This is a genomic window from Enterococcus sp. AZ088, from assembly GCF_051714845.1.
Taxonomy (GTDB): Bacteria; Bacillota; Bacilli; order Lactobacillales; family Enterococcaceae; genus Enterococcus; species Enterococcus faecalis.
This window is the reverse complement of sequence record NZ_JBIOSQ010000001.1, coordinates 2382326-2399835: the sequence shown is the minus strand read 5'-3', so window position 1 is coordinate 2399835 and position 17510 is coordinate 2382326. Positions and strand designations below refer to the sequence as shown.

Below are 17510 nucleotides of genomic sequence, written 5' to 3'. Positions count from 1 at the left end.
TAAAATGACAAACTCGTCAACAGAAATCAAGGAGGAACAAATAAATGAAAAAGTCAGGCCAGAAGAAGCGAAATAAAAAAGTGTGGTTCGGTATTGGTGCCGCAGTGGTCGTCGTCGGATTTATCGGAGCAAAAACAGTTTTTTCTTCAAAAGAAGTTGAACCTGAATACACAACGTATACCATTACAGAAATGGCCTCATTAAAATTAGATGGTCAAGTGAGTTTTCTAGATACTCGGGATATTTTCTTTGATCCTTCTTTAGGAAAAATTGCCGAAATAAATGTTGAAAATGGTAAAGAAGTCAAGAAAGATAGCCCATTGTTAACGTACAATAACTCAGACATCCAAGCCACAGAAACAGAACAAGCGAATGCTGTTAATCGAAACAATCTTCAAGTCCAACAAGCACAAGAGAACGTTAACTTAGCAACTCAAAAATACAATGAAGCCTTAAACAAAGTTGCTGCAGCCAAGCAAAAATTAAACACCACAAAAGAGGCTGAAGAGAAAGAAACACTAAATGCGGAAATTCAGCAATTGAATGAAGCTGTTAGTGCTGCGAATAGTGAAGTCGCCCAAGCTAACCAAGCCCTTCAATTAGCCAACAGTGATGCCGTCGGAGCAGCAAACACGCTTGAACAAACACGTGGCAAAGTCAACACAGTTGTTACAGCACCAATTGATGGCCAAGTCACTGTCGATGCTAGTGCCATGAGTAGTACCGACAAACCAGTCATTAAAATTGCAACACAAAAGAAAAATATTCAAGGAAAAGTAACCGAATATGATTACGATAAATTACAGACAGGGGAAGAAGTAACAGTGACGACCGTTGGTTCAGGCAAATCAGCGCCAGGCAAAATTGTTTCCATTGCGCAAACCCCAATAGCTAAAAATGAAGGTAATCCAGTAGTGAGTTATCAATTTACAGTAGAAGGTGATTTTCCTTGGGCAGAAGGCTTGTCTACTAGCATCGCTGTGCCGCAAAAGCAAATGATTATACCGACAGCAGCAATCCAAAAAGAAGGCGAAAAAGAATTTGTCTATGTTTACAAAGCGGGCAAAGCGAAAAAAACACCGATTGAAACAGAAACAAATTTAGGTCGTAAAGTTGTCAAAAGTGGCTTGAACTGGAAAGACCAAGTGATTGCCAATCCCAATAAAGAATTAAAAGATAATCAAGATGTTCAGGTAGCTGCCAATGATTAAGCTAGCCCATATTCATAAATATTATTATTCCGAAGAAGAAACACTGCATGTGTTAGATGATATTAACCTCCAAGTAGACGCTGGAGAATTTTTAGCGATTATGGGTCCTTCTGGTTCTGGGAAATCGACTTTGATTAATTTGCTAGGCTTTATTGATAAAAAGTTTGAAGGAACGTATTTATTTGAAGACCGTGAAATTGGCGACTTTTCTGATAAGGAACTATCCCGAATTAGAAATGAAGCAGTCGGCTTTGTCTTTCAGAATTTTAGTTTAATTGAAACACTAACAGTTGAAGAAAACATTGAATTACCTCTTTTATATAGTGGGTTAACCCCAAAAGAAGCCAAAGATCGTGTCCACGAAGTTCTGACAAAAGTCGGCTTGCCAGATAAAGGCAAGAAGCATCCAAAACAACTTTCGGGCGGACAACAACAACGTGTTGCCATTGCACGTGCGATTGTCAATCGGCCAAGTTTTATTATTGCAGATGAACCAACTGGGGCTTTAGATAGTAAAACATCGGAAGAAATTTTAACGCTCTTTCAGCAATTAAACAATGAAGGTGTCACCATTATTTTAGTGACACATGATGAAGAAACAATTGAATACTGCAATCGTTTGATTAAAGTTCGTGATGGAAAGATTTTAGAGGAGGTGCTGACATGAAACGTTCAATTATTTGGAAAACCGCCTTCCGTTCCATTTTGAAAAATAAGCGACGCAGCTTGTTAACGATGCTAGGGATTGTCATCGGGATCGCTTCGGTGATTACCATCGTGGCTATCGGTAACGGCTTTAAAGAAGACATGGTCGATAAATTATCTGCTGAAAAACAAAAAGAAAATGTGAAAAAGATTTCTTTTTCGGCCTACAACACTTCGGATATGTTTAGTGACCAAGCGATGTTTACCGACAATGATTTAGGGGTCGTGCGCATGGTTCCTGGCGTAGAAAAAATTGATTTTGATCAAAGAGAAGTTGATGGCGCCCAAAAAGGTACACTGAATTTTCAAGCAGGACCGAAAAATCTTTCTGTAACCTATGAACTTGCCAACAAAACCACCAAAGAATTGTTGGCGGGACGCCAACTGAATGATGGAGACAATGCAAAACTGGATAAAACAGTGGTGGTGGATGAACTGGTTGCCAAAGAACTCTACCAAGACCCAACTGCAGCAGTTAATCGAACTTTTCCGTATAAAGATCAACTTTTTACCATTGTTGGCGTGACAACCAATACCAGCGGTGCCATTGGTCCAGGTAATGATGACTCATTGCTTTATTTTCCCAAAAAGACCTATGAACATTATTTCGGCAAGCTAAAAGATACATCTACGTTGAAGCTAACAGTAGCACCTGGCTATCAACCAGATCAAGTATTGAAAGAAACAATAAAAACTCTCTCTCAACAAGGAACCATGAAAAACAGCGGGACGTATCAAGAATATAATGTTAAAGATACCATCAAAGAAATGGGCTCTTTATTAAATAATTTAACCTTGTTTATTTCCGCAATTGCGGCCATTTCACTGGTAATTGCTGGGGTCGGCGTTATGAATATGATGTACATTTCGGTTTCAGAACGGATTAAGGAAATTGGTATCCGACGTGCATTGGGCGGGACAGCCAGTGATATTAAAAAGCAATTCTTAACAGAAGGAATTGCCTTGACCTTAATCGGCGGAATTACTGGTTATCTTTTAGGAATGATTATTGCCTACTTAGCATCAATGGCACTACCGTTTTCTGTTCGTCCAGATTTAATGACCGTTTCATTAGCCATTGGGATTTCTGTCTTTATCGGGGTTGTATTTAGCTATTTCCCTGCCTCGGCAGCTTCGAAAAAAGACTTGATCGATATTATGAAATAAATACAAACAGCAAAAAAACAGCCACTTTTGGCTGTTTTTTTTAGTGAAAGTAGAAAAAAATCCAAAGATTTCAAGAGAAAATAGCTGACAAACGTCAAAAGGTTGATATTAGCTACCAACCTTTTGACGTTTGTCAGCTAAATAAAAAGAAAAAAATTGAAAAAATAGCACGTTGAGGATTAAATAACAAATATTTTTTAAATAAGACTATTAGAAAGCCTTTATAAATCAGGGATTATAGGAATGACTGTTAATGACTGATTTGCTTGTAAATTTCTAAATTTTAATTCGAAAAATTTCCAGTATACTAAATATATCAAAACAAAACACGAAAATTGAGAAAATTTTGAACTAAAAAAGAATTAAGGAGGAATCAAGAATGAAAATAATGGTCATCACAAAAAATATTTTATCAGAAACTGCTTTTCAAAACCGCTTACAGCATTTAGATCACCAAGTTTTTTGTACGACGTGTTTGATTGGTGAAATTAAGGAAAGTCATTTGTTTTATCGAAAATTTGATGCAATCATTCTCAGCGAAACGATTCCTCGCAAAGAACAATATTTATATCTAAAGGAATTAGCCAGAGTTAAAACGCCGTTGTTTCTTCGCTCGGAAGACATTCCTACCTCGGAAGAATTGAGCATTAGCTATCAATATGGCATTCTCAATTGGTTACGATTGGATGCGACTTTGGATACATTAAGAGAAAATCTCCTTTTGGCAGAATTAAATAAACCCATCCAACGAGAAGATGAAAAGTTAGATGTAGAGGGGATAAAGCTAACAGCCGCAGAACGTGCACTACTGGCTGTCTTGTATAGTACGCCAAAAGAACACTTACCAATGGAGCGCCTGTGTAAATTAATATATGACACAGAAGAAACAGCCAATAATCGAAAAAAAATGACCAAACAGCTGACAAAATTAAATAAAAAAATTCAAGTAGGGGGCTTTAAAAAACAAGGTATCCAAAATACACGTTATAAAGGCTACAAACTGCATCCGCAGTTGCTTCCTTACATTGGCGAATTATTTACTTAAAATAGAGAAGCACTTGACGAATGAAAATCACCATTACAGGATGACCCCTAAAAACCATGCTATACTAATACGGAATAGTATAGGAGGTGGGTCTGTATGAAAGACGGACTATATTGGGTACAACAATTAAAAGAACAGAAAGTAAGTCGCACAGAACTCTTAAAGGATATTGAGAAAAAAGTCCAAAAGTTAAATCCAAAGATCAATGGCTTTGTAACCTTTGATAGCCAAGAAGCAGAAGCAACTTATCAAAAAAATAAACAGCAGGACACACTATTTGCTGGTTTGCCATTTCCTTTGAAAATGTTAGGCCAAGAAAAAGCGGGGTGGTCGGCAACGGCCGGCTCGCAACTTTTTAAAAATAGTACTGCAACAACGACCTCTAACTTTGTCAAAAAAGCTGAAACGATTGGTTTGATGCCCTTAGGACAAACCAACGCCCCAGAGTTTGGCTTTAAAAATATTACGGATCCTGCGCTTTACGGGCCAGCCCGCAATCCTTGGAACCTGGAACATTCGCCAGGCGGTTCCAGTGGCGGCGCTGCCGCAGTTGTCGCTAGCGGGATTGTTCCTATCGCCGGCGCTAGCGATGGCGGTGGCTCCATCCGAATTCCCGCCTCTTTTAGTGGCTTAATTGGCTTAAAACCTAGCCGTGGCTCCATGCCTGTCGGCCCAGAAGGCTGGCGAGGCTGGCAAGGTGCCTCGATTGACTTTGCGTTGACTATTTCTATGAGAGACACCAAAGCGTTATTTTATGGCCTACGTGGTAGCCACAGTGGCGCCCCCTACCAAGCGCCCTTGGCAGAATGGCAAACACACCCTAAAAAACAACGGCTAAAAATTGCTCTGTGTACCGCTTCGCCTATCGGCTCACTGATTTCGCCAGAAGCAACACAAGCGGCGAAACAAGCGGCTGATTTTCTGGCAGCCGCTGGCCATGAAATCATTGAGATTCCTTATCCAGTCGATGGTGCAGCGCTGATTCGCTCCTATTATCAAATGAACGGCGCAGAAACTACAGCGATGATGAACAGCATTCAACAGGGGCTCGGGCGCCCAATTCGCAAAGAAGAAATCGAACCTTTTTCATGGACCATGCATCAATTTGGCCAAAAGATTCCAGCAGCCACCTATGTTCATTCATTACAGTTGTGGGATCAAGCAGCAGTAACGATGGAAGAACTTTTTCAAAAATTTGATCTGTTTTTATCACCAACAACGGCTTTTTCAGCACCAAAAATTAACGAAGATTTGCAAAGTGAGCACATTCGTCAACGAATGGCGCAAGCAGCAGAATTAACAGAAGCAGAATTAGCTGAATTAATCTATGATTATTTTGATAAAAGTTTACAGCTAACACCGTATACTCAACTAGCGAACTTGACAGGACAACCAGCCATCAGCTTGCCCACACATGTTACGGCAACGGGGTTACCCTTAGGCATTCAATTGCTGGCTGCTCGTGGACGTGAAGATCTCTTATTCCAAGTAGGCGAACAGTTTGAGCAAGAAGGAAAATTTAAATTACCAGAAAGTTACCGCTAAATAGGGTGTTATTGTGACCAAATTTCAGATAAAATAGACACAAGACAAAAAACTGAGGTGGAAAAATGCTGTACGTAGTGAGACATGGTGAAACAGATTATAATGTGGCCCGTAGAATTTGTGGTCATGCGGAAGCGCAATTGACCGAAAAAGGCTATCAACAAGCGGAATTGGTAGCTGAAAAAATTGCCAAACAAGGAATTCAAATCGACCGTTTACTGGCGTCGCCTTTAAAACGGGCGCAAGAAACAGCACGTAAAATTGCGGAACGAAATCAATTGACGATTGAAACAGAACCTCGTTTAATTGAGATGAATTTTGGCATTTATGATGGTGAACCGATTGAAACAACGGCTTTCCAAGAAAATCGTTCTGAGATTTCCTTGCCGTTTCCAGAAGGGGAATCAGTCCTAGATGTCGCGGGTCGAATTTATCCCCTGATTGAGGAAGCCTTGGCTTCAGAGGAAACTTACCTATTTGTTTGCCACAATGCGGTCATGCGAGTCATTGATAACTACTTCAATGGTAAAAAAATCCAAGATTTCTTGGACTTTCATTGTGAAAATACACAACTTGTACAATACGGAGAATAAAAATCAAGTCTTTAATCTTTTGGTTAAAGACTTGATTTTTTTTATGGTAAATAAGAAACCGCTTCCGTTTTAATGTATAATAAATTAACTTTTGGATCAAAAAAGAAATGGGGAAAAGACTATGAGAATTGATAATATTCATCAAGCGTTAAAACAGTTTCACGTACAAAATCCAAGTAGCAAAGTAACCTTGTTGCCCGCAACGGCTTCGCAATTAAGTCAGGCCTCTGGCTATACCCGAACCGCTGTTAGTGAAGAGCTTTCAGAATTAGTGAGAAAAGACCAAGTCGTTAAAGTTAAATCAAGACCGGTGTTATTTTTTGATAAAGACTACTTAGAGGAACAGTTTCCTTTTTTTAAAAGTAGCACGTGCTACGATTCCCTCGCTTCGCTGCAAGAGGACATTTATCAACAGACAGAACAGATACATAAGAAAAAGCAGCTACTGAAAATGAATCCATTTGCGAACGTAATTGGTTTTGATGGGAGCTTAGCAGACGCCATCAAGAAGTTGAAAGCCGCTATTTTATATCCGCCTAATGGCTTGAATATTTTACTTACTGGAGAATCTGGGGTGGGGAAAACCTTAATTGCAGAACAATTACACCAATTTTATCAAGTTAAAATGAACCAAGAAGTCCCGTTTATTTATTTTAATTGTGCAGAATATTTCAACAATCCAGAATTATTAACTTCGCATCTGTTTGGCTATAAAAAAGGCAGTTTTACTGGTGCCGTCAATGACCAAAAAGGCTTAGTGGAGTTGGCAGATGGCGGTTTTTTATTTTTAGATGAAGTCCATCGATTAACGAGCGAAGGCCAAGAAAAATTGTTTACAGTTTTGGATAAAGGGTATTTTACACGGATGGGCGAAGCCGAAAAACAAAGAAATGTATCGATAAAATTTATTTTTGCAACAACCGAAGCCGTCAATCAACATTTTTTGAAAACGTTTTTAAGAAGGATCCCTGTGACATTAGCCATTCCAGCTTTAGCCGAGCGCTCTATGAAAGAAAAAATTCAATTGATTTTGTCCTTTTTCTTAGAAGAAAGTCAACGGATTCAAAAGAATATCCATATTCGTTATGAGGCGTTGAAACAATTAACGTTTACTCATTTTGAAGCCAACGTTGGCGAATTGAAAGCGGCGATTCAATTTATGAGCGCACAAGCCTATTTAGAAGTGTTCGATCAATTAACGGAAACTATTTGCATTGAAGCAAACGAGGGGACAGTCAAAGAGCAACCTGATGTAGAAAGTCTGCTGGCTTTTAATGAGTGGATACCTAACGATGGCCTCACGATTCAATACAACCATTTTTATTTAAGCAGTCAAGAGTTACTCAAATCGGAAAGTCTGAAAAATGATCGTTTTTATAATTTTCTATTGAAAGAATATGCGGATTTGAAAAAATTAACTCTTTCGACAGAGGATGCGCTAGCAATCATGCAAAACAAAGTCGAGCAACTTTATGATATGGACATTTTTGCTCAAGAACCGCTAGCCTTAGAGGCCATTGACGAAACATTGCAGCCAAAAATTCAAGAAGCCATTGTCTTTTTTGAACAATTAATCCAAGAAAAATTGACAGAGGATTTCCAGAATATTTTAATTGTCCACCTTTATTCTGCTGTTTTTTATTCTGCACAAATGAATGAAACATTTTATTCAGATACCAAAAATATCTATTCTGGCAAAGTAACCCAGTATCAAGCTGCTAAGACCATGGTGGACTTTCTACAAACATTGTTTGGGATTTCTTTTGCTGATACGGAAATCCTCTTTTTTGATCTATTTATTCGTAAAGTCACAGCTAAAAAAAGAGCGCACTCAGTTGAAGAAAACTGTGGCGTTATCGTCGTTGCTCATGGTACCGCGACGGCCAGCAGTATGGTTGAGTACACCAACCTTCTGTTTTCAACAACGGTCATGCGTGCAGTTGATATGCCGATTAATCAATCCGTGGAAGAAACATTAGAAAAAGTCCGTACAATTGTAAAGCAAAATCAGTATAAAAAAATTATTTTAATGGTGGACATCGGTTCCTTGGTTTACTTTGGTAATGCTATCAGTCAAACGTTTCAAATGGAAGTGCTGCTAATTAGCAATATCAATCTCTTAACATTGCTAGAAGTGGCCCGAGAAGTCATTTATGAATCGACGGCGTTTGAGTATCTATTACCAGTCTTAAAAGAAAAAAATCATCGCGCCTTGATTTGCAGTAAAGGTCGCTTCAACGAGGCAAAAGTTCTCATTATTTCCTGTCTAACTGGCATGGGGACTGCTATTAAAATTGAACAGTTGTTACTAAAAACTTTTCCTAATGAATTACTAACGAATGTACGCATCATTACTTTAGAGAAAAGAGAAGTGGAAGACATTGATCGTTTGCATTCTTTTGTTCGGAAAGAAGAGAAAATCGTTGGTATCATTGGCACCGTAAAGACAGAAGTGCCAGATATTCCGTTTATTTCTTTACAAGATTTACTATCGAAGCGGGGCATTCAGCTAGTTTTCGAATTATTAGGCCATCATTTAGAAGAAAAACAAAACCAAGAGTTACTAAAAAAAGTTTCAGCTAAATATATTCAAGGATTATCAATCGAAGCTATTACAGACTTACTAACGGTTTTGAATCCTACAACCATTTCAATCGAATTAGCTAAGATTTATTCAGACATTTGCTTGCAAACCAAAATAAAAAGTGACGAAAAGATTTTACTTCGTTTTATCATTCATTGTGCCTGTATGTTAGAGCGGCAATTATTGAATCCAGAATATGACCCGACAGCTTATGAAGTGTCATACCGAGAGTTGCCAGAAGCAGTATCTGTCATAAAAATGGCGTTTCGACCGATTGAAGTGTCCTATAATTTGTTGATTCCACCTTTGGAAGTGCGTTATATTTATGAATTGCTCTTTGAAAAGGCTTAATTCAAACGAAAATGAAAGTTGGCACACTTATTGCTTTTAATAAAATGATTAATTAGCAAAGGAGTTTGTTTATGGAAAATGAACCAATTTTACTTTTAACACACAATGGTTGGGGCTTGGAATTAGTCAAAAGCGTCCAGATGATTGTTGGAGAAGTCACAAATGTACATGAAGTAGCATTACAAGCAGAGGATTCACTGGGGGATTATTTAGAACGAGTCACAGAAAAAATTGAACAATTAACGTGGCACAACCAGTTGCTAATTTTAACAGATGTTAAAGGCGGCACACCTAGTAATGTTGCATTGCGTTTATCAAAAGATTATGATCTCTTGATTGTGTCCGGATTATGCACATCGTTATTATTAGAATCCGTCATGAAACAAAGTGGTCCTGGGTTTCGTTTACAAGATGCAGAGATGATTCAACAAGCAGCAGTAGACAGTTGTCAAATTTTAGAAATTCCAAAATAAGAAAGTACAGGTGAACAGAATGTCAAAAATCGTATTAACAAGAGTCGATAGCCGTTTAATCCATGGACAAGTAGTGACTAAATGGTTACAACAATCAGGTGCAAATGAAATTTTGGTAGTGAGTGATGAACTAGAGCAAGATGAATTTTTACAAAGTATTTATTTAATGGCGGCGCCTCCAGGGGTTTCTGTAGTAATTAAAGGGATTGAAAGTGCCAAAGAATATTGGGAATCGCAAGAAAAGGAAGAGAAAAAGGTGTTATTTTTAGTGCCAGATTTAACGACCTTAAAAGCGATGGTGGACCAAGAAATTATTAAAGAGGAGATTCAAGTTGGTGGCTTAGGTGGCGGACCAAATCGGAAAAATGTTTTAAAAAATATCAATTTATCTGAAGAAGATGTTGCAATTTTGACTGAACTTTTAACGAAGGGCATCCATGTTTTCTTCCAAGCGATTCCCGAAGAAAATCCCCTACCAATTCAAAAATTAATTGAAAAATATCAATCACTATAATCAGAGAAAAAGGAGAGAATCATATGGGCGTTTTAGGTGTTTCAATTATTATGGGACTTTATTATTGGTTTGCACGTTTGCGTTTTGGGTACACATTTTCAGGCATGCTGTCTCAGCCATTAGGTGCAGCGTTGGTGGCTGGTTTAGCAACAGGAAAACTTAGTGAAGCAATGGTTGTAGGTGCGGGGATTCAACTTGTTTATCTAGGAGTCACCTCCACACCGGGCGGCAATGTGCCTAGTGATCCGGCTTTAGCTTCAGCAATTGCGATTCCAATTGCTTTAGGTGTGGGAATGAATGCCGAGGCGGCTGTTGCACTAGCTGTTCCTTTTGGTGTGTTAGGCGTCTTTATGGATCAATTACGGCGGACCATCAATGCGACGTGGGTGCATATGGCTGATAAATATGCAGAAGAGTTAAATTATGGGGGGATTTACCGAGCTGCGTTTGTTTATCCAGCTTTAGCGGGATTTTTAATTCGCTTTCCGTTGGTTTTTGCGGCGAACTTTTTTGGTCAATCCGTGGTGAATAAAGTCTTAGAAGTTATCCCAGCATGGTTGATGCACGGCTTTGAAGTAATGGGTGGTATTTTACCAGCGTTAGGATTCGCCTTAACAATTATGGTAATTGGCAAGAAAAATTTGATTCCTTATTTTTTAATCGGTTTTGTTGCAGTAGTATATTTTGGCGCAGAAGTTATGGCCGTCGCTATTTTAGGAATCTGTATTGCCTTTTTAGTTAGAAACAAGGCATTGAGTGAGGAGGCAGCATAATGGAACAAATGACACAAGCAAATGAACAACAATTGGAACAGAAAAAAATTACTAAAAAAGAATTATCCAAAGCCTTTTGGATTTATCAACTAGGCTGTGAATTATCAAATTCTTATGAACGTCTTCAAAGTTTAGTTTTTTGTGCATCGATGATTCCTGCAATTAAAAAACTTTACGCAGACGATGAAGAACAACAAAGAGAAGCTCTGAAACGTCATTTGAATTTTTTTAATACTGAAGGAACAGTAGGGGCTTCAATTCAAGGGATTGCAATTGCTATGGAGGAAGAAAAATCCAATGGCGCAGCGATCTCTGATACGGCGATCACATCGATTAAAACTGGGCTGATGGGTCCGCTGGCTGGGATTGGCGATTCAATTATTTGGGCAGCATTAATGCCGTTAATCATTTCCATTTTTATTCCAATGGCTAAAGGAGGTAACGTGATTGGAAGTATCGGTCCGTTGGTTCTGTACACAGCCATTACGTTATACATCAGTTGGACGTTAGTGAATAAGTCCTATACATTAGGGCGTAATTCAATCTTAAGTTTGTTAAAAGACGGCAAAATTAAGCAAGTCATTTATTCAGCAAATGTTTTAGGAATGATGATGATGGGCGCTTTAAGTGCGAGTTATGTTAAAATTGCTAGCCCGATGACGTTTAAAGTTACTGGCGGTGCCACGATTGTTTTACAAGATATCCTAGATCAAATTATGAAAGGGTTGCTTCCTTTAGCAGCAGTCATGGCTATTTATTTCTTCATGGTAAAAAAAGGCCCACGTTACGGTATCATTATCGGCACGATAGTCTTAGTTAGTTTGGTCACTTCATTCTTTGGTTTGTTATAAAGGAGAAAATAATGAATAGTTACGAAAAATTCCATTTAAAAGAAGTCATTAATGCTTCTGGCAAAATGACCATTCTAGGTGTCTCCAAAGTTTCGGAGGCAGTCCTCGCGGCTCAACGATTCGGCGGCGAACATTTCTTTGAAATGAGTGAACTTAGTGTGCAAACAGGGGCCTTTTTAGCCAACTTGTTGAAGGTAGAAGATGCCCAAATCGTTTCCTCGGCTTCGGCGGGGATTGCCCAATCGGTGGCTGCCTTGATTGGAAAAGGCAGCTTGTACCACGCATATCATCCCTATACAGAAAAGATCGAACAACGGGAGATTGTTTTACCTAAAGGGCACAACGTGGACTACGGCACGCCTGTAGAAGTCATGGTAGCGCAAGGCGGCGGCCAAGTGGTGGAAGCTGGCTACGCCAACATGTGCAGTCCAGAACACGTGGAAATGATGATTTCCGAAAAAACAGCGGCCATTCTATACATCAAAAGCCACCATACCGTGCAAAAAAGTATGCTGACGGTGGCCGAAGCGGCCAAAGTGGCGCAACGCCACAAGGTGCCGCTAATTGTTGACGCGGCAGCAGAAGAAGATCTTTTCAAATACACCGAAGCAGGTGCTGATTTGGTGATTTACAGCGGCGCCAAAGCCATTGAAGGGCCAAGTGCTGGTTTAGTGGTCGGGAAAAAAGAATACATTGACTGGGTGCGCCTACAAGGCAAAGGCATTGGTCGAGCAATGAAAATTGGCAAAGACAATATCCTGGGCTTTACGCAAGCAGTGGAAGAATATTTGGCACATGGCAGTGAATCAGGGGCTTCGATGCAAGAACGCTTAAAACCGTTTGTTGAAGCCATCAACAACCTGTCAGATTTAACCGCTAAAATCGTCCAAGATGGCGCCGGACGAGACATTTATCGCGCCAGTGTCAAAGTGGACGGCAGAAAAACCGCCAAGGAAGTCATCCAAGCGTTAAAAGCAGAAAGTCCAGCCATTTATACGCGAGAATATCAAGCAAACAATGGCATCATTGAGTTTGACATTCGTTCTGTCAATCAAGAAGAAATGAACAAAATCGTGCAACGATTACAAGAAATTATGGACACAAAGGAGAAATAAGCCATGTCATTAAAACCTAATTATTTAGAAGAACGCATTTGTTTAAACGTTTTAGCCAATTCAGTAGAAAATGCCCAAGCCTGTTATGAAGCAGCAGAAGGGCATGTTGTGTTAGGCGTCCTTTCAAAAAACTATGAAACCGATGAAGCAGCCATTGACGATATGAAAAAATACCAAGCAGCAACCAACAACGCTTTATCTGTCGGTTTAGGAGCTGGTGATCCAAATCAAAGTCAAATGGTGGCTCGCTTATCAGAAGTTTTACAACCGCAACACGTGAACCAAGTCTTCACAGGTGTCGGCGCTTCGCGGGCCTTACTTCGTCAAGACGAAACAGTGATTAATGGCTTGGTTTCACCCACAGGCAAAGTTGGCTATGTCAACATTGCGACAGGTCCGTTAAGCTCTGGTGCGCCAGCGGCGGAAGTGCCTATCGAAACCGCCATCAAATTGTTGAAAGACATGGGGGGCAGTTCCATTAAATATTTCCCGATGAAAGGCTTGGCTCACAAAGAAGAATACCAAGCAGTAGCAGCAGCTTGTGCCAAGTATGACTTTTATTTAGAGCCAACAGGGGGCATTGATTTAGAAAACTTTGAAGAAATTGTTCAAATTGCGGTGGATGCCGGCGTTAAAAAAATCATTCCTCATGTCTACAGCTCAATTATTGATCAAGAAACAGGGGACACTAGAACAGAAGACGTGAAAACGTTACTAACCATGATGAAAAACACATTGAATAAGTAAAGGGCCAATCTTTAGTTGACTTTCTCCACCAGATTTGCTACTCTCAAGTGGAGAATAAATAAAAACCAACAAATGAATGTGGGGTATTTTGGTGAGTGTCGTAGGTATCTAATTGATAAGTTGAATAACCAGTGAACCAAGCAAGGTTTATTTGGTGTGCTTAGAAAGTGATACCTGTCAGTCATCTCATTTACTAAATACCTCCTTTAGAAGAGGTTTCTTTAGTAACCTTTATCCAATGATAAAGAGGACAGCGGTAGAACGCTGTCCTCTTTTTTCTATAGAAACTGGTTTTTATTTAAAGGCGCCAGGTATTCTTTTCGTGATAGAAAGGAAGAAAAAACAAATGAATCATGAAACCATTCAAAAATTACAATTTACAACAATTCTTAAAGAAGTTCAAGCACGTGCGATTGGCGAGTATAGTAAAGAACGGTTGGCGAAAATGGTCCCTGCAACACGTTTAGAAACAGTGCAGTCCCGCTTAACGGAAACAACCGAGGCCCGCTTAATTATTGATAGCGGACAACACGTCCCTTTCATGGGCTTGAGCCAAATTACCCGCTTGCTTCAACAAGTGAAAAAAGGCTTAATCCTTACACCAAACGAATTGATTGAGGTGGCTGACTTTTTAAGAAGTAGTCAGCGAATCCAGAAGTTTTTTGAAAAAAATCAATACCAAACACCACGCCTATTTAGTTACAGTCAGCACTTAGCTGATTTCAGAGCAATCGAAGAACAAATTTATACGAAAATCCATAACCAAAAAGTTGCCACCGATGCTTCTCGACAACTTCGGAAAATCCGGCGTCAAATCAATGAATGCCAACAAGAAATTGAAACAAAAGTCACCAAATTTTTACGCAATAAAAATAATCAACTGTATATTCAAGAAAATATGATGGTGAAAAAAGGGGAACATTACACGGTACCAATCAAAGCTAGCTATAAAAATAAGGTTTCAGGCACAGTCATTGAGCAATCCAATAAAGGACAAACGGTCTTTATTGAACCTGTAGCAATTAGTAAATTAAATGAACAACTGACACTCTTAAAAGCGGAAGAAACAGCGGAAGAATATCAAATTTTGGCAGAACTAACTGGGTTAATTAATGAGCAAGAACGACTTGTCGATCAAGCCGTCGATACAATGACCACCTTAGATATTATTTTTGCACGAGGAAAGTATAGTCGCGAAATTGGTGGGATTACGCCAAAAGTAAACAAAGAAGAACGCTTGCGCATTGTTCAAGGAAAACACCCTCTTTTATTAGAGCACGCAGTACCATTGACGTTTTCTTTAGGAGCAGAGTATCGAGGACTTGTCATTACAGGTGCCAATGCTGGTGGTAAAACGGTTGTCTTGAAAACAGTTGGCTTATTGACTGTCATGACACAATTTGGGTTGCAAATTCCAGCACAAGCGGGCACAGAGATTCCAGTATTAGATGAAATTTTTGTCGATATTGGTGATCAACAAAATCTGGAAAATGCGTTAAGCACTTTTTCTGGGCACATGAAAAATATTGCGGAAATGTTGCGTAACGTTAAGCGACACACACTTGTTTTATTAGATGAAATTGGCAGTGGCACCGAGCCAAACGAAGGAGCTGGCTTAGCGATTGCGATCATGGAAACGATGTATCAAAAGGGTGCCTTGGTAGTTGCGACGACCCATTATGGTGAAATTAAACGTTTTGCCCAAGAACATGATGATTTTGTGCCCGCTGCAATGGCCTTCGATCGTGAAACATTAACGCCCAAATATCAATTGAAAATTGGTGAAGTTGGCGATAGTCAGGCGCTTTGGATTGCACGTAAAATGAAGATGGAGCCACAGCTCATTGAAAAGGCGGCTCATTATATTCAGCGGAAAGAATACCCTACTAATCGAAGTTTATTTAAACCCCTGAAAGCAAAAGAAACGACCTTTGCCACGTTTGTAGAAGAAACACACCGTTATCAAAAAGGTGATCGTGTCCTATTGACAGAAACACAACAAATTGGGTTGGTTTTTACAGATGAGGGTGAACAAGAAATCCAAGTATTTGTGAATGATAAAATTGAAAATGTACCACGAAGACGGTTGAAATTACAAGCGAAAGCACAAGATCTATATCCGCAAGACTATGATTTAGAAAGTTTATTTACAGATTTCCATGAACGAAAGAAACTCAAAGATATTGAACGCGGCTCAAAAAAAGCGCAGAAACAATTACTCAAAGAGGCCGAAAAAAGAGCAGCAAGACGCGACAAATAAGGAACTTAACAGAAGCAACACAACAACTTAACACTTTGTTTACTTGTTATTTATCAGAAATCAACTAAGACTTGTTATAGTCAATGTATGGGTAGATATGAAGGAGGAAACAAGGAAATGAAGAAAAGAGCTTTGCTAGGGGTTACCTTATTAACATTCACAACATTAGCGGGTTGTACAAATTTATCTGAACAGAAAAGCGGCGAAAAACAAACAGAGGTTGCTGAAGCGAAGGCAACTGAATCCGAAAAAGCACCAGTAAAAAATGTTATTTTTATGATTGGAGATGGCATGGGGAATCCGTATACAACGGGCTATCGCTATTTCAAAGCCAATCACTCAGACAAGCGTGTTCCCCAAACAGCTTTTGATACCTATTTAGTCGGACAGCAAGCCACTTATCCAGAAGATGAAGAAGAGAATGTCACCGATTCAGCATCCGCAGCGACAGCGATGGCTGCCGGAGTAAAAACCTATAATAATGCTATAGCACTCGATAATGACAAGTCCAAAACAGAAACAGTGCTGGAACGTGCGAAAAAAGTGGGGAAATCAACGGGGCTTGTAGCAACATCTGAAATAACACATGCAACCCCTGCTGCATATGGCGCACATAATGTTTCACGCAAAAATATGGCAGAAATCGCCGATGACTATTTTGATGATCAAATCGACGGACAACACAAAGTCGATGTGTTACTTGGCGGCGGCTCCGAATTATTTGCGCGGAAAGATCGTGATTTAGTCAAAGAATTTTCCCAAGCGGGTTATGGTCATGTCACAGATAAAAAGTCGTTAAATGAGAACCAAGACGACAAAATTTTAGGCTTGTTTGCACCAGGCGGGCTACCTAAAATGATTGACCGAACGGAAGAAGTTCCTTCATTAGCTGATATGACAGAAGCGGCTCTTCAACGGTTAGATAAAAATGAAAAAGGCTTCTTTTTAATGGTTGAAGGTAGCCAAATTGATTGGGCCGGGCATAGCAATGATATTGTTGGCGCGATGAGCGAAATGCAAGACTTCGAAGCGGCGTTTGAAAAGGCCATCGATTTTGCCAAAAAAGATGGTGAAACATTGGTGGTTACAACTGCAGATCATTCAACAGGGGGCTTGTCTTTAGGCAAAGGAGATCAATACAACTGGTTGACGGAGCCTTTACATGCGGCAAAACGCACGCCTGATTTCATGGCAGAAGAAATCATTAAAAATGGTAATGTGGAAAAAACAGTGACTGAGTATATTGATTTTCAATTAAGTGAGGCTGAATTGAAAGCAGTGAAAACAGCGGCGGAGTCAAAAGATGTTGAAAAAATCGCTCAGGCATTAAGAAAGATTTTTGATGAACGTTCGAATACTGGTTGGACTACTGGCGGACACACAGGAGAAGATGTAAATGTCTATGCTTATGGCCCACAAGCAGAAGCTTTTTCAGGACAAATTGATAATACAGACCAAGCGAAGATTATTTTTGGCTTAGTAGATGGCACCGGGCAAAAAGCTGAGATTAAAGATAAAGGTATTGGTAAATAACAAAATGAAGAAAAAGCAGAACGTATAGAAGTTCTGCTTTTTC

15 protein-coding genes are annotated in these 17510 nt (G+C 39.5%); all 15 read left to right on the top strand.

Translation table 11 applies throughout. The annotated features are described in order from the left end of the window. Positions 1-44: 44 nt before the first annotated feature. The gene (locus IGL17_RS11570) at positions 45-1211 is read left to right on the top strand and encodes an efflux RND transporter periplasmic adaptor subunit (RefSeq protein WP_016618235.1); all 1167 of its coding nucleotides are present in this window, start codon (positions 45-47) and stop codon (positions 1209-1211) included. Continuing rightward, entirely contained in the window at positions 1204-1878 is a 675-nt protein-coding gene (locus IGL17_RS11565; RefSeq protein ID WP_002365285.1) for an ABC transporter ATP-binding protein, read from the top strand. Before IGL17_RS11570 ends, IGL17_RS11565 begins: the two co-directional genes overlap by 8 nt. Further along, positions 1875-3083 (top strand): ABC transporter permease, encoded by a 1209-nt coding sequence (locus IGL17_RS11560; RefSeq protein ID WP_002367350.1) that lies wholly within the window; start codon positions 1875-1877, stop codon positions 3081-3083. The genes IGL17_RS11565 and IGL17_RS11560 overlap by 4 nt, the downstream gene beginning before the upstream one ends. A 379-nt stretch (positions 3084-3462) precedes the next feature. Beyond that, entirely contained in the window at positions 3463-4128 is a 666-nt protein-coding gene (locus tag IGL17_RS11555) for a helix-turn-helix domain-containing protein (protein ID WP_002359135.1), read from the top strand. A gap of 96 nt (positions 4129-4224) precedes the next feature. Beyond that, complete coding sequence (locus tag IGL17_RS11550) at positions 4225-5673, top strand: amidase (RefSeq protein ID WP_016618233.1); 1449 nt, start codon at positions 4225-4227, stop codon at positions 5671-5673. A gap of 65 nt (positions 5674-5738) precedes the next feature. Then, complete coding sequence (locus tag IGL17_RS11545) at positions 5739-6266, top strand: histidine phosphatase family protein (protein ID WP_002359138.1); 528 nt, start codon at positions 5739-5741, stop codon at positions 6264-6266. Positions 6267-6387: 121 nt separating this feature from the next. Then, the gene (locus tag IGL17_RS11540) at positions 6388-9201 is read left to right on the top strand and encodes a sigma 54-interacting transcriptional regulator (RefSeq protein WP_025193355.1); all 2814 of its coding nucleotides are present in this window, start codon (positions 6388-6390) and stop codon (positions 9199-9201) included. Between the two features lie 71 nt (positions 9202-9272). Next, a complete protein-coding gene (locus tag IGL17_RS11535) occupies positions 9273-9674 on the top strand; it encodes a PTS sugar transporter subunit IIA (protein WP_002367343.1) in 402 nt (133 codons plus the stop codon). A 19-nt stretch (positions 9675-9693) separates the two neighbouring features. After that, complete coding sequence (locus IGL17_RS11530) at positions 9694-10188, top strand: PTS system mannose/fructose/N-acetylgalactosamine-transporter subunit IIB (protein ID WP_002355078.1); 495 nt, start codon at positions 9694-9696, stop codon at positions 10186-10188. Positions 10189-10211: 23 nt separating this feature from the next. Next, a complete protein-coding gene (locus IGL17_RS11525) occupies positions 10212-10961 on the top strand; it encodes a PTS mannose/fructose/sorbose/N-acetylgalactosamine transporter subunit IIC (protein WP_002355079.1) in 750 nt (249 codons plus the stop codon). Continuing rightward, positions 10961-11812, top strand: coding sequence for a PTS system mannose/fructose/sorbose family transporter subunit IID (locus IGL17_RS11520; protein WP_002359140.1), 852 nt, complete (start codon positions 10961-10963; stop codon positions 11810-11812). The genes IGL17_RS11525 and IGL17_RS11520 overlap by 1 nt, the downstream gene beginning before the upstream one ends. An 11-nt stretch (positions 11813-11823) precedes the next feature. Then, positions 11824-12927 (top strand): DgaE family pyridoxal phosphate-dependent ammonia lyase, encoded by a 1104-nt coding sequence (locus IGL17_RS11515; protein WP_002389182.1) that lies wholly within the window; start codon positions 11824-11826, stop codon positions 12925-12927. A gap of 3 nt (positions 12928-12930) precedes the next feature. Then, complete coding sequence (gene dagF, locus IGL17_RS11510; RefSeq protein WP_002361094.1) at positions 12931-13674, top strand: 2-dehydro-3-deoxy-phosphogluconate aldolase; 744 nt, start codon at positions 12931-12933, stop codon at positions 13672-13674. Positions 13675-14020: 346 nt separating this feature from the next. Continuing rightward, positions 14021-15934 carry an endonuclease MutS2 gene (locus tag IGL17_RS11505; protein ID WP_406943509.1) on the top strand — a complete coding sequence of 638 codons (1914 nt, stop codon included), beginning with the start codon at positions 14021-14023 and terminating at the stop codon, positions 15932-15934. A gap of 87 nt (positions 15935-16021) precedes the next feature. Continuing rightward, a complete protein-coding gene (locus IGL17_RS11500) occupies positions 16022-17467 on the top strand; it encodes an alkaline phosphatase (RefSeq protein ID WP_002381148.1) in 1446 nt (481 codons plus the stop codon). The last annotated feature ends 43 nt before the right edge of the window (positions 17468-17510 follow it).